The following is a 12,896-nucleotide window of genomic DNA, read 5'->3' as shown; positions in this document are numbered from 1 at the left end:
CGTTAGTTTTTCAAGAATTGAAGATCAATGTCTTGATTACAACAGGCACCACGTGCCCGTTCGCAAGTGGTTCTCCGATATCGATATAGTCGCCGCTCAGCGTGCGGATGCCGTCGATACAGATGACATCCTTTTTGTGTTCGAGTTTGACCCGAATCGCGTTGCCCAGCACTTTACCGATATCATTTTCGATCACCAGGACTAAGGGAAATGGGGATTCGATCGCCTCCTTCGCGCCTTTGATTACCGCTTCCGCCAGCATCTGAATGTCCGCAAAGCTGGTGCGCCCGCGTCCTGTGAATGCAATGGCGATCTGCTCGGTCCTGCCCTCGGGCCGGTAGAGCGGCATCTGATTGATGATGGAAGCCGACAGCGTTTCCAGCACCGCTTCGTCTTCCTCCGATACTTTCAAAATGGGCACATTCTTGATTGGCAGCCGGTCGGCTGCGTAGGTGATTGTACTGCCGCTCACCTCGGTCGTATGCGTGCCCGCACCTACGACCGTCGCACGGATGGTTTCGGCAGCCTGATACAGCTCAATCTGCCCAAACGCCGGGTGGCTGCGTATGGCTCGTCCAAGCAATACGCCGATGTCCCCATAACGGAATACATCCTCCGTTGTGGGATTGTAAATATAATCAGCCACGCCTCCGGAGAAGGTCACGCCCTGCACAGGCGGCTCCGAAGGGATGGACGTGCCATCATTGGTATACAGTCCGCGATGTTCCGCGTCCTGCGGTTTGAGGAACAGCGCCTGTGCCAGCTGATCGGCCATGATCTCGCACAAGCGGGTCAGTGCCGGGATGTCCGCCTGCTGTCCTACCTGAATGTCGATGCCATGGTTTTTGGCCAGCGCCTGTGTTTTTGAGAAAATATACGAAATCTTACCGTTTTTAACTTGAATCAGTCGTCCGCCGATATCCAGGCAGCTTACGCCTTTCAAAATACCCTTTTGATAGAGGGCGATATTGGAAGTACCGCCGCCAACGTCGATATTGGCGACCGTCTTGCGCTCTTCTTCGGAAATCCGATCGGCGCCCGCGCCGCGTGCCGACAGCACACTCTCAAGATCGGGACCTGCGGTGGCAACGACGAAGTCACCTGCCAAGTCGGACAGCGCTTCGAGCACCTGATTGGCGTTCTGCTTGCGGGCGGTCTCACCGGTGATGATGACCGCGCCGGTCTTGAGATCATGCGGTGTCATGCCCGCCGCCTTGTACTCTTCCCAGACAATCTTTTTGACCGCTTCCGCGTCAATCTCGGTCGCGGACAACAGCGGAGTAAAGTAGATATTGCTTCGATAGACGACCTCTTTCTGCACAATCGAGACGCGCGGCACCGCATAGCTTCCGGCCAGATTCTCGACCACCAGCCGGCTGAACACCAGCTGCGTCGTGGATGTGCCGATATCGATGCCCACGCTCTTAACAATCTCCTGCATGACGTCACCTGCCTTTTGGAAAAATAAAAACAGTCCGAAGCGCAGGAAAATCCTGCGGCATCCGGACTGCGTCGTTCGGTTCTGTTTCCGGCCGGTATTACGTCACACCGGTCAGGTCGATCAGTTGTGTTTGGAAGTCAAAGGTCACGGTCGTACCGCTCTCATCCGACTGGATGGACAGGCGGCCATGTAGTTTATCTTTGACCAAGGTCTGCACAATGCTCAGACCCAGACGGTCATTGCGTGCAGCGCCTACATCAAATCCACATCCGTCGTCTACGACGGTGATAGTGGAATACAGGTCACCATGCGTTACCTGAATGCGGATCGAGCCGTTTTCCCGGTTCAAAAACGCGTACTTCAGAGAATTCTGAAGCAATTCATTGGTAATCAGGGCAACCGATGTTGCAACTTCGGAGTCGACCAAAAAGTCGTCTCCCTCGACTGCAATATGCAGCTTGAGATATTGCGGTGCAAAATAGCGTACCGCGTTATTTTTAATATTGACCAGCACCTCGCCCAGCATGACCTGATCGACGCCGCTGCGTGCAAGCAGCTCATGGGTGGCGGCGATGGACAAAATGCGGTTCATGCTCTCGCTGAGCACCTCGCGCGTAGACTCATTTTCCGTCCGGCGCGTCTGTAAGCGGAGCAAACTGGCGATGGTCTGTAAGTTATTTTTAACTCGATGATGGATTTCCTTAATGGCAACCGATTTTAAAATCAGCTGCTTTTCCTGCTCACGCTGGGAAGTGATATCCCGGATAATAATACCGAAATCGACCTCTTCCGAGCAGATTTGAATGCGTTTGATGGACAGAGCGTGCGAACCGACCAGGGTTTCTACCGAAGTATAACCGTCCGAGTCCTCACCCTCAGCCGGGTCGTCGATGAGTCGTACATTCTCGTAGCGCTGTCCGAGGATATCGCCCACATAGCCCAGCCGTTCATACAGCTCGCGAGCCAGTGAGTTGCGGAATGTGACCATTCCTTCCTTATCCACGATCAAAAGCGCCTCGTCAATGCACTCCGGCAGCCAACTGTTCTCACCCGAGACGTGCAGCAGCATGTCGGCCATGCGCTGAAAGCTCTGTTCGGACAGATGCAGACGGTCACGCACCGCGCCGGTCTCATCTCGTTTTTCCTGAATCAGCACACCGATCACGCGGTCACCGTTTTTAATCGGCTCGACCGACTGAATAACCCGTGTGCGCTCCTGGGTGATCGCCTTGACCTGCTTGGTCGCCACACCCAGCATAAACGTCCGGGCGACAGCCGGTTCGTTCTCCGGTTTGGCCAGCAGACCGACGACCGTGAGTTTGTACGAAGACGGTGCGTCCTCGGGTTTGGCCTCGGCCACCACGATCGCGTCACCGTCCCGTGTCGGACAGTCAATGAAAATATCCGCATCCTCCAGATTGGCCAACGGCTGGAGCATACCCGACATGCCCGCGATCATGGCGATTTCCTGATCGGTCAAATCGGTATATTGCTTACACAGCGAAGTAATCTGATCCATGCTTATCCTCCGGCCTGCAAAATGATCTCGGCAACCCGGCGCATGGACAGGTTTTTGGTTAAGCTGAGTTTTCGGATGAAATCGTAAGCTTCCTGCTCGCACAAGCCGTTGCGCTCCATGATCTTGCCCTTGGCTTTCTCAATGATGCTGCGGCTTTCCAGACGTTCTTCTACTTTTGCAATGTCCTTTTGCAGTTTCTGCATCTCGCGACTGCGTGCAACCGCCAGTTCAATGCACGGAATGATCGACTTTTCATCAATGGGCTTGACCAGATATCCGCTCACGCCGATCTCTTTTGCACTGTCGATAAATTCCCGTTCACTGTACGCGGTCAGAAGCACGATGGTCGCGCCGATCTGCTCCTGCTGCAAAATACGAGCGGCGGAAAGGCCGTCGAGCAATGGCATCTTGATGTCCATCAGCACCAGATCGGGCTTGATCTTCTTGCACATCTCGATGGCATCAAAGCCGTCGGTCGCCTCTCCGAGTACGCTGTATCCTCTTTCTTCCAAAAATTCTTTCAAATCCATCCGTGTGATTGGCTCGTCATCGGCAATCACAATCCGGAGCGCGGGGTTTGCCATGTCTTCCTCCCTAGGGTTGCTGTGTTTGGTCTCTGGGACGCTCAGGATAGCCCAGCAGTTCGACCAGTTCGTCAAATCCTTCCCCGGTCACGCTGCTTGTCACAAAAACCTTTCTGGCACCTGCCATTTTCAGATATTTTTTTGCTTTTTCAATCTGCTCTGGTGTTGCAATATCGCTCTTGGTCACGATTCCGACCGTGGGCTTTGCAAACATGCTGTTGTACGCCGGCGGGAACATCGTACCGTTTTCGGTTGCGTCCTGCACCAGCACGATGAGTTCGGCATCGACCGAAGTCACCATCAGTGCGCCGCGCATAGAGCGCCGTTCGAGGTACTCGCCCGGTGTGTCGATCATACACTGATTAACAATCTGCACGGTCTGCGTTTTGTGATAATGTAAGTCCTGATGGCTCAAATACTGGCACAAGGTGGTTTTTCCTGCTGCCGAACGGCCGATCAGAATGATTCTTTTTTCTTCCATAATTGCCTCAGGTCTTGGTAATCGGTGCCGAAGCAAAGCCCATCTTATCGCACAGGACGGACATAACGTCGTGCAGCGATGCCTCGACCGCTGCGACATCGCCGGTAATGACCAGCGAGCCGTTAAAGCGATCGACAAAGCCGATGGAAACGTCGGCCGCCTTGCTTGCAACGTCGGCTGCGATCATGGCAGCCTCACTCGGGGTGATGGTAAAAATACCAATCGCGCCCTCGCCGTCGATCAGTCCCAGCTTTTCATACAGCTGTGTGACCGGGCTTGCGATCACATGCGCCAGGGTGACCTGTTTACCGGGCACAAATTCCTGTATGATGCGGGTTTTTTCGTCTAACTCTACCATTTTGATTCCTCTCTCACCGCATCAATTGTTATGACAGGCCCTTCCGATTGCTCTTGGAATATGCCTGACGGTACAGTTCTATGATATCTTCCTTGGTGCACGGCTTGGGATTGGTCGCGGTGCAGCGATCAGCGAGCGCTGCGTCTGCCATTGCATCCAGAGCCGCCTCAAAGTCCTCTGCCGAGACACCGGCATCCTTGATGCACTGCGGAACACCCATGCGCTGCTGCAAGCGGCGTACCATGTGGATGAGGTTGAGTGCACTCTGACGCATGCTGGTCGCGCCCATGCCGATGAGCGATGCAAGCTCAGCGTAGCGCGTTGCAACCGGGGTCAGCGTGGTCTCACAGCCTGCGTTAAAGCTCATAACGACGGGCAGCAGGATGGCGTTTGCGCGTCCGTGCGGAATATGGAACTGTGCACCCATCGCGTGCGCCATACTGTGGCACAGGCCAAGTCCGGCATTGGAAAAGGCTGCACCTGCAAGGCAGGATGCGTTGTGCATGCCCTGTCTTGCCTCCCGGTTTTCGGGTTCCTTGTAAGCGAGCAACAGATAATGGTCAACCAGCTTGACCGACTTTTCGGCCAGTGCATCGGTGAATGCGTTGGCTTCGGTGCAGACAAATGCTTCAATCGCATGGGTCAGCACGTCCAGACCGGTATCGGCTGTGACCTTGGGCGGTACGCTGCACGTCAGCTCGGCGTCGAGTACCGCATAGTCGGGTAATAACGTATCGTCAATCAGTGGATATTTGATGCCGCGGGCACGGTCGGTGATGACCGCAAATTTACTGACCTCGCTGCCCGTTCCACTCGTGGTCGGCACGGCGACAAAGGGACAGTCACGCAGATCGATCTGCTTGGCCGCAAAATAGACGATGGCCTTGGCCGCATCGATGGGCGATCCGCCGCCCAGTGCGATGACGGTATCGGGCTGAAAGTCCAAGATTTTGGCGACACCCGCCGTGACCGTTTCGATGTCCGGATCGGGAGTGACGTCGGAGAAGATCTCCCACTTGGCGCCCTCGGCTTTGATCTTGTCGGTCAGATAACTGACGCGACCGCTTTCGTGCATGAACTTGTCCGTGACAATGAACACGCGCCGCCTCTGCTCTAACATTTTATCGAAAGATGCGCTTCCGATGAAGATTTTGGTATGCAAATCGAATTTATCCAACACACACCGCCTCCTACAAAATGCGGGCTTTGGTTCAAAAGCGCAAAAAGGCGCCTTGAACCCCTAAAATTTTTCCAGAAGTCAAGACGCTACATCGCACCTATTCTGATGTTGGAATGCCGCATGCTGCCTCGCCGTGGCTCCACCATTTGCCTATATCATACCCTTTTTATTCGCCGCCGTCAATGGCAAAAACAAATCTTTTTCAGCATTTTGACAGTTAACACCAAAATGCTACTTGACTTTTTATGCGAAACATCCATAATAAAAGCAGCTGGTGCGCGTATCAGCCGTTCCAGCCGGCTGATATACTCAGCAAAGGAGTGAAAAAATGGATATCAGATTCGTACTTCCGCAGGAAGTCGAGCAGCTGAAACGGAATGTTTTGACCGCATTTCCGTCCAAAACGCCGCCCGCTCTTCTGGAAGCGATGGAACTCGAGCTGTATCATCCAAACGAGGGACGCTACCTCGGCTGTTTCGACGACAACGGAACACTTATTGGCTCCATTCTGATGATGGATTTCACCCTCAACGTCAGAGGCGTGATGATGCCCATGGGTGCGGCGGCCTATGTCTCCACCAATTTTCTGCACAAGAAGGAACATATCGCCCGCGACCTGCTCTGTGTCCTCATGCACTATTATTGCAAGCTGGGCACAGCAGTCGGCTGTCTTCACCCGTTCAACCCCGCCTTTTATCGAAAAATGGGCTACGGACACTGTATGGAGGCGTATTTTTATTCTCCCCGTGTCTCAGCCATCCGCTCATTCGGGCACAAACAGGATCTGTGCTATGCAGAACCCGCCGACAAACAGGCTGTGCTCGACTACTACCGCGCGTACGCGGCTCGTACCAACGGCGCGACCGTCCATGACTTCATGGACCCGCACCGTATTTTTGATATGCCCTATGTTGTCCTGTGCCGTAAGGAGGGACGCATTACCGGCTATCTGACCTTTGAATTCGTCCCGGTCGACCACTACACCGACATGTATCACGACCTGTGCGTGCGCGAAATGATCTATGATGATCTGGACACGCTCGAACAGTTCATGACCTTCCTGGCAAGTCAGGTCGATCAGATCGAACGGGTGCGCATCTACTCGCCCGACCCCGCGCTGCACCTGATGTTTACCAATCCGGACAGCGGCGAGAACCGGGCGCATGACGGCTGCATCCACGAAATCGGCCGGCGAACCATGGGCAACATGATTCGTCTGTTCGATGTTGCACAGTATTTCGCCGTTCAGACCCACACCTGTGCGCCGGTCTCCCGACCTTTCGTGCTGGGTGTCTCGATCAGCGACAGTTTTCTCCCGCACAACGCACGCACCTACCTGCTGCACATCCAGGATCAAACGGTCACCCTGCTCCCCGAATCGTCCGACGTTCAGCCGGATACCCTGCTGATCGCCGACATTTCGGACTTCTCGTCGTTCGTCATCGGCGCGGTCTCGCTGCCCGAGCTCCTGCGTCTGGGACGGGTGCAGCTCAGTGACCCAAGCTTTGCACGGGATGTGCAGAACGCGATTGGATGGGATGAAAAGCCGTGCAACTACACCTATTTTTAATCGCATAATCTCATATTGGTAAAACGCATTACAAGGTAACGTCAGTTCATTTGACGTTACCTTTTTTGTTGTCACCGCACTTGTGAATGTGTGAATTTTTACAAATTCACTAAGGCGTGACCGCGCACACACAGCGCTTATTTGGCCGCAAATTTGATTTAATTCCCGCCGAAAACCCGTTATTTCTTTAACATTTTCCGTTCTTTCGTGAGATTACCCTGTTTTTACAGTCAGGTGATCTCTTTTTTTGTTTCATATTGCCGTGCTTTGCTCTCATTTTTCTTCTCACCGAGCTTTTACCGCACAATCAAAACCATTTTCCGCAAAATACTTCTGAATCTCCCGCTTTTACAGGCTCTGCGGAATCTCTTTTGCGGCACAATTCGACTCGTGAAAATTCACACAAAATGTGAAAATATATCAATTAGGCGACGCTCTCCCATCCTCTTCCAAATGCATTGCAAAGGCAGAAGAAAGCTGATATTCTATGTTCAACAGCTCAGGTGGCCACCTGGATTGGATAAGAGAAAGGGCGTGAACTCCTGGTATGATGCAAAAAATTCAAAAGTTTGGCGGTGCAATGTTTACTCCTGTATTGCTGTTTGCATTCGCGGGTATTGTAATCGGTGTGGGTACCTTATTCACAACCGAAGCAATCATGGGTGACCTTGCTTCCCCGGACAGCCTGTTCTATCAGTGCTGGAACGTAGTCCTTCAGGGTGGTTGGACTGTGTTCAATCAGCTGCCGCTGCTGTTCGCTGTTGCGCTACCGATTGGTATGGCAAAGAAACAGAATGCACGCTGCTGCATGGAAGCGCTGGTTTTGTACCTGACCTTCCATTACTTCCTCAGCACCATGCTTTCCCAGTGGGGATCGGTATTCGGTGTTGACTTCAGTGCCGAGGTTGGCGGCACGAGCGGTTTGGCGATGATCGCAAACATCAAGACCCTAGACATGGGCATGTTGGGTGCACTTGCGATCTCGGGCATCGTCATTTACCTGCACAACCGTTTCTTCGATACCGAGCTGCCTGACTGGCTGGGTTCGTTCAACGGTTCCACCTTCGTATTTATGATCGGTTTCTTCGTTATGATTCCGGTCGCACTGCTCGCAGCATTCATCTGGCCCAAGATTCAGCTTGGCATGTTCGCTTTCCAGGGCTTCGTCAAGTCGACCGGTGCACTGGGCATCTGGGTCTTCGTATTCCTCGAGCGTGCACTCATTCCCTTCGGTCTGCACCACATTCTGTACTCTCCGTTCTACTACGACAACGCAGTTGTCCCGGGCGGTCTGTACTCTTACTGGGCAAACAAGCTGCCCGAAATCGCAGCTTCCACCGAGTCGCTGCGCTCGCTGGTTCCGCAGGCAGGCTTTACTGCAACCGGCTTCTCCAAGGTATTCGGCTGCCCCGGTATCGCGCTGGCCTTCTATAAGACCGCACGTCCGGAGAAGAAAAAGCAGGTTCTGGCTCTGCTGCTTCCCATGACGCTGACCGCAATCCTGTGCGGCGTCACCGAGCCGATCGAATTTACCTTCCTGTTTATCGCACCTCCGCTCTTCGTTGTACACGCACTGCTGGCAGCAACCCTGTCCACTGTTATGTACCTCGCAGGCATCGTCGGTATCCACTCGGGCGGCGCAATCGAAATGGCGTCCCTCAACTGGATTCCTCTGATGGCAAACCACTGGAAGCAGTACCTGCTGATGCTGGTCATCGGCCTGTGCGGCACGCTGGTATGGTTCCTGGTATTCCGCTTCCTCATCGTCAAGTTCAACTTCAAGACTCCAGGTCGTGAAGATGACGAGGGCGTTAAGTTCTACTCCAAGCAGGAGTACCGCGACAAGCAAGCTGCTGACAAGGGCGGCGCCGCTGCTAACAGCAAGCAGGAACTGGCTGCTAAGATCCTCGAAGGTCTGGGCGGCAAGGATAACATCGTAGACGTGACCAACTGCGCGACCCGTCTGCGTGTCAATGTCAAGGACATCAGCATCGTACAGCCCGATACATATTTCAAGTCCATCGGCGCACACGGTGCAATGGTCAAGGGCAAATCGGTCCAGGTCATCGTCGGCCTGTCGGTTCCCAAGGTCCGCGCTCAGGTAGAAGAATTGCTGTAACAATCTGAGAAAAGGAGATCAAAATGGAGAATTTACTGCGTGTACCGTCCGCAGTGCAGGACGATAAACTCAATCGCTGGTTTACGATCTTGAAAATAGTCTTGTTCTGCATGCCGTTCCTGTATCTCGGCTATGTCGGAATCGGTACGGGCGGTGCAAGCCTGGATTCGCAGGGCATTTTGGCCGGCAATCCGACCATGGCGATCTCCTTCCTCTCGGCGATGATCCAGCCCTATGCCGGTTGGATTCTGATTCTCAGCCAGCGCCGTCTGGGTGATGGCCGCGCTCCCTACGCGATGGTCAACCTCGCATTCCTGTTCCTTGCGGAACTGCTGATGATGAGCACGGTCGGCGTGATCGGCTTCGCCCTCATCCTGTGGCGCTGCAAAAAGCACACCGGTTTCGGCCCCATGGCCGCGTTCCGAAAGATCCAGACCAGACGCCTGTTCGCCGAGGTCGGCGGCAGTGTCGTCGTCCTGCTTCTCGCAGGCATCTGCTTCTTCGCTTCGATGCAGGTCGGCGTAATTTAAGCTAACAAATCAACCCATATTTTACTAATGTACATAGTACAGGAGGAACGACTTATGTCTAACAAGAAGTATGCAGTAACAGTCGCTGGCGGCGGCTCCACCTTTACCCCTGGCATCGCTCTGATGCTGCTCGAGGAGCGCGACCGCTTCCCGATCCGCAAGATCATGTTCTACGATAACGATGCAGAGCGTCAGGAGACCGTTGCAAAGGCTTGCGAGATTTACCTCAAGGAAAATGCTCCCGACATCGAGTTCGGCTACACCACCGATCCCGAGACCGCTTTCACCGATATCGACTTCGTTCTGGCTCACATCCGCGTTGGTAAGTACGCAATGCGTGAGAAGGACGAGAAGATTCCGCTCAAGTACGGCGTTGTTGGTCAGGAGACCTGCGGCCCCGGCGGTATCGCTTACGGTATGCGCTCCATCGGCGGCGTTCTGGAAATTCTGGACTACATGGAGAAGTACAGCCCCAACGCATGGATGCTCAACTACTCCAACCCGGCAGCCATCGTTGCTGAGGCAACCCGCCGCCTGCGTCCGAACTCCAAGATTCTGAACATCTGCGACATGCCCATCGATCTGGAAGAGAAGATGGCAAACATGGTCGGTCTGAAGAGCCGCAAGGAGATGAAGGTCGGCTACTACGGCCTCAACCACTTCGGCTGGTGGCACAAGATCTACGACAAGGACGGCAACGATCTGATGCCCGCCATCAAGGAGCACATGGCTGCAAACGGTTTTGCTGACGCACTGAGCAACACCAACCAGCACGTTGACCAGAGCTGGATCGAGACCTTCCAGAAGGCACGCGACGTATATGCAGTCGATCCGTCCACCATCCCGAACACCTACCTGAAGTACTACCTGTTCCCTGACTACGTTGTTGAGCACTCCAACCCGGAGTACACCCGTGCAAACGAGGTTATGGACGGCCGTGAAAAGCATGTCTTCGGCATGTGCCGCGATATCATCGCAAAGGGCACTGCAAAGGGCTGCGGCTTCGAAGCTGACGCACACGCAACCTACATCGTTGACCTGGCATGTGCAATCGCTGAGAACACCGGCGAGCGCTTCCTGCTGATCGTTCCCAACGAGGGCGCAGTTGAGAACTTTGACCGCACCGCAATGGTTGAGATTCCCTGCATCGTTGGCTCGAACGGCTACGAGCGCATCTGCCAGGGTGCTATCCCGCAGTTCCAGAAGGGTCTGATGGAGCAGCAGGTCAGCGTTGAGAAGCTGGCAGTTGAAGCTTGGATTGAAGGCAGCTACCAGAAGCTGTGGCAGGCACTGACCCTGTCCAAGACCGTTCCGAGCGCACGCATTGCAAAGCTCATCCTGGACGATCTGATCGAGGCAAACAAGGGTTACTGGCCCGAACTGAAGTAAAAGTCCCCTCCAATGCAGGCTTAGCCTGAATTGTTCGATGCACCGTAAAGCTGGCTTTATGGTGCATCTTTTTTTACCGCATGCACGCTATGGACAGCTCCCGCAAAATCCTTTATACTGAAAGTATCCAAATCTCACGTAAGCTGCCGTAATCCGCACGGTATCCATCCCACAAAGGAGATTTTTCCGCGTATGAAACTGGATGAACGATTCAACACCTATCGTCATCAACTGGGTGAAACCGATATGCTCATCTGGAACTACATCCAGAAGCACCGCGCGACCTGCTCCAGCCTGTCCATCGAACAGCTGGGCGCAAAGTGCAACGTCTCACGCACAACCATCCTGCGTTTTGCCAAAAAACTGGGCTATCACGGCTATCGTGACCTGCGCGTCTGTCTGGAAATGGAAAGCGGTCAGGAACAGCTGCCTCCCGACCCAATTTCACAGACCTGCACCATCTACAAGCAGGCGATTGATGAAATCAGCACCGCCGACTACACCCAGCTGCTTCGACTGATCGACGAATCGGAAAACCTCTATATTTGCAGCTCGGGCATGGTGCAGGATGCCGTCGCAAACGAAATGCGCCGCATGTTCCTGTCGGCCGACAAGTGGTTCTATCCCATCAACGGCCCGAGTGAGGGCTCGGTCATGCTGGAAAACCTGACCCGCCGAGATCTGGTCGTCATGCTGTCACTGTCCGGCGAGTCCCGCACCATCGTAGAACTGGCACACGCGGTCAAGGTACGCAACGTCCCGCTCGTATCCATCACCCAGCTGCGCGACAACACCCTTGCCCAGATTTCCGATATCCAGCTCTACATCACGACTATATCCATCCAACAGCAGAAGCTGCAGCGTCCCTACCTACCGACGACCTCCTTCTTTATCCTGATCGAGCTGCTGTATCTGAAATATCTGGAGTATCTGAGGAAAAAGGAGAAAGAGCATGACCCTGCACGAGCTGATCGAACAGAATTACCACAAGCTGAGCGATAACGACTTACATATCTGGCAGTACATCAGCGCAAACGAGGCCGCATGTCAGGATATGAGTATCGACGATCTGGCCGAAGCCTGCCATATCTCGCACACGACCATCATCCGCTTTGCGCGCAAGCTCGGTCTGAAAGGCTTTGGCGAGCTCAAATTTATTCTGCGCTGGCAAAACCAGCAGGCACCCGCCGGCTTCCAGCCTGCCGAGATTGAGCAGGTCGCGCAGGACTATCAACAGACGCTCGAGTACATCCGCACGGTCGACCTAAACGACCTGTTTCACGTGCTTGAGCATGCGCGCACGATCTACGTCTTTGGTTCGGGCAGTATCCAGCAGCTCGCAGCCTACGATCTGCGCCGTGTATTCTTTATCACCAAATGGCTCATGCGCACCATCGACGGCTCGGACGAAATGCTGCAAGTGCTTCCGCGTATCGAGGAAGGCGACGTCATCATCTTTATCTCCCTATCGGGTAATAACGAATTCATCAATCAGGTTGCCGAGCAACTCAAGCGCATGGGGCGCACGGTCATTTCGATCTGCCGCATCCAGAGTAACCGCTTGATCTATTTCAGTGACTTCAACATCCCCTTCTTTACTCATCAGGTCAATACCGGTCTGAAATCGGCCTATTGGTCGATGCGTCAGATCTTCCTCATCAACGAATTTCTCCTGCTGCGCTATCTGCAATACCTCAACGAGCAGGGACGGCATCTGTAAACATA

Annotated in this window: 13 protein-coding genes; 7 read left to right on the top strand and 6 right to left on the bottom strand. The window is 53.9% G+C overall.

The annotated features are described in order from the left end of the window. Nucleotides 1–10: 10 nt before the first annotated feature. From eutA to B5F17_RS02685, 6 genes are all read right to left on the bottom strand, one after another. Complete coding sequence (eutA, locus tag B5F17_RS02710) at nt 11–1,441, bottom strand: ethanolamine ammonia-lyase reactivating factor EutA (protein WP_087370524.1); 1,431 nt, start codon at nt 1,439–1,441, stop codon at nt 11–13. Nucleotides 1,442–1,538: 97 nt separating this feature from the next. Next, the gene (locus tag B5F17_RS02705; protein WP_087370521.1) at nt 1,539–2,960 is read right to left on the bottom strand and encodes a sensor histidine kinase; all 1,422 of its coding nucleotides are present in this window, start codon (nt 2,958–2,960) and stop codon (nt 1,539–1,541) included. 2 nt (nt 2,961–2,962) lie between these two features. Continuing rightward, the gene (locus tag B5F17_RS02700; protein WP_016147391.1) at nt 2,963–3,544 is read right to left on the bottom strand and encodes an ANTAR domain-containing response regulator; all 582 of its coding nucleotides are present in this window, start codon (nt 3,542–3,544) and stop codon (nt 2,963–2,965) included. A gap of 10 nt (nt 3,545–3,554) precedes the next feature. Beyond that, on the bottom strand, nt 3,555–4,025 hold the full coding sequence (locus B5F17_RS02695; protein ID WP_087370518.1) for a EutP/PduV family microcompartment system protein: 471 nt from the start codon (nt 4,023–4,025) through the stop codon (nt 3,555–3,557). A gap of 7 nt (nt 4,026–4,032) precedes the next feature. Then, nucleotides 4,033–4,383, bottom strand: a complete 351-nt coding sequence (eutS, locus tag B5F17_RS02690) for an ethanolamine utilization microcompartment protein EutS (protein ID WP_016147393.1) — start codon at nt 4,381–4,383, stop codon at nt 4,033–4,035. Nucleotides 4,384–4,411: 28 nt separating this feature from the next. Further along, complete coding sequence (locus B5F17_RS02685) at nt 4,412–5,563, bottom strand: 1-propanol dehydrogenase PduQ (protein WP_087370515.1); 1,152 nt, start codon at nt 5,561–5,563, stop codon at nt 4,412–4,414. Here B5F17_RS02685 and B5F17_RS14585 point away from each other — a divergent pair. The 7 genes from B5F17_RS14585 (at nt 5,540) to B5F17_RS02655 (ending at nt 12,891) form a co-directional block, all read left to right on the top strand. Beyond that, nucleotides 5,540–5,887: a hypothetical protein gene (locus B5F17_RS14585; protein ID WP_143287658.1), complete on the top strand. Its 348-nt coding sequence runs from the start codon at nt 5,540–5,542 to the stop codon at nt 5,885–5,887. The genes B5F17_RS02685 and B5F17_RS14585 overlap by 24 nt on opposite strands. A gap of 4 nt (nt 5,888–5,891) precedes the next feature. After that, the gene (locus tag B5F17_RS02680; RefSeq protein WP_087370512.1) at nt 5,892–7,133 is read left to right on the top strand and encodes a GNAT family N-acetyltransferase; all 1,242 of its coding nucleotides are present in this window, start codon (nt 5,892–5,894) and stop codon (nt 7,131–7,133) included. A 547-nt stretch (nt 7,134–7,680) separates the two neighbouring features. After that, a complete protein-coding gene (locus B5F17_RS02675; protein WP_087370510.1) occupies nt 7,681–9,252 on the top strand; it encodes an alpha-glucoside-specific PTS transporter subunit IIBC in 1,572 nt (523 codons plus the stop codon). Nucleotides 9,253–9,275: 23 nt separating this feature from the next. Continuing rightward, complete coding sequence (locus B5F17_RS02670) at nt 9,276–9,782, top strand: hypothetical protein (RefSeq protein WP_087370506.1); 507 nt, start codon at nt 9,276–9,278, stop codon at nt 9,780–9,782. Between the two features lie 54 nt (nt 9,783–9,836). Next, nucleotides 9,837–11,171, top strand: a complete 1,335-nt coding sequence (locus B5F17_RS02665; RefSeq protein ID WP_087370503.1) for a 6-phospho-alpha-glucosidase — start codon at nt 9,837–9,839, stop codon at nt 11,169–11,171. Nucleotides 11,172–11,363: 192 nt separating this feature from the next. Then, on the top strand, nt 11,364–12,173 hold the full coding sequence (locus tag B5F17_RS02660) for a MurR/RpiR family transcriptional regulator (protein ID WP_087370500.1): 810 nt from the start codon (nt 11,364–11,366) through the stop codon (nt 12,171–12,173). Beyond that, the gene (locus tag B5F17_RS02655) at nt 12,124–12,891 is read left to right on the top strand and encodes a MurR/RpiR family transcriptional regulator (RefSeq protein WP_087370497.1); all 768 of its coding nucleotides are present in this window, start codon (nt 12,124–12,126) and stop codon (nt 12,889–12,891) included. The genes B5F17_RS02660 and B5F17_RS02655 overlap by 50 nt, the downstream gene beginning before the upstream one ends. The last annotated feature ends 5 nt before the right edge of the window (nt 12,892–12,896 follow it).

Source organism: Butyricicoccus pullicaecorum (genome assembly GCF_002160355.1).
GTDB lineage: Bacteria > Bacillota > Clostridia > Oscillospirales > Butyricicoccaceae > Butyricicoccus > Butyricicoccus pullicaecorum.
This window is presented reverse-complemented; position numbering and strand designations above follow the sequence as displayed.

Excerpts from the sequence above, each read along its gene's own strand:
- B5F17_RS02695 (WP_087370518.1), bottom strand. The coding sequence starts at position 4,025 with ATGGAAGAAAAAAGAATCATTCTGATCGGCCGTTCGGCAGCAGGAAAA.
- B5F17_RS02700 (WP_016147391.1), bottom strand. The coding sequence starts at position 3,544 with ATGGCAAACCCCGCGCTCCGGATTGTGATTGCCGATGACGAGCCAATC.
- B5F17_RS02660 (WP_087370500.1), top strand. The coding sequence starts at position 11,364 with ATGAAACTGGATGAACGATTCAACACCTATCGTCATCAACTGGGTGAA.
- B5F17_RS14585 (WP_143287658.1), top strand. The coding sequence starts at position 5,540 with ATGCAAATCGAATTTATCCAACACACACCGCCTCCTACAAAATGCGGG.
- B5F17_RS02680 (WP_087370512.1), top strand. The coding sequence starts at position 5,892 with ATGGATATCAGATTCGTACTTCCGCAGGAAGTCGAGCAGCTGAAACGG.
- B5F17_RS02705 (WP_087370521.1), bottom strand. The coding sequence starts at position 2,960 with ATGGATCAGATTACTTCGCTGTGTAAGCAATATACCGATTTGACCGAT.
- B5F17_RS02675 (WP_087370510.1), top strand. The coding sequence starts at position 7,681 with ATGATGCAAAAAATTCAAAAGTTTGGCGGTGCAATGTTTACTCCTGTA.
- B5F17_RS02665 (WP_087370503.1), top strand. The coding sequence starts at position 9,837 with ATGTCTAACAAGAAGTATGCAGTAACAGTCGCTGGCGGCGGCTCCACC.
- B5F17_RS02670 (WP_087370506.1), top strand. The coding sequence starts at position 9,276 with ATGGAGAATTTACTGCGTGTACCGTCCGCAGTGCAGGACGATAAACTC.
- B5F17_RS02655 (WP_087370497.1), top strand. The coding sequence starts at position 12,124 with ATGACCCTGCACGAGCTGATCGAACAGAATTACCACAAGCTGAGCGAT.
- eutS (WP_016147393.1), bottom strand. The coding sequence starts at position 4,383 with ATGGTAGAGTTAGACGAAAAAACCCGCATCATACAGGAATTTGTGCCC.
- eutA (WP_087370524.1), bottom strand. The coding sequence starts at position 1,441 with ATGCAGGAGATTGTTAAGAGCGTGGGCATCGATATCGGCACATCCACG.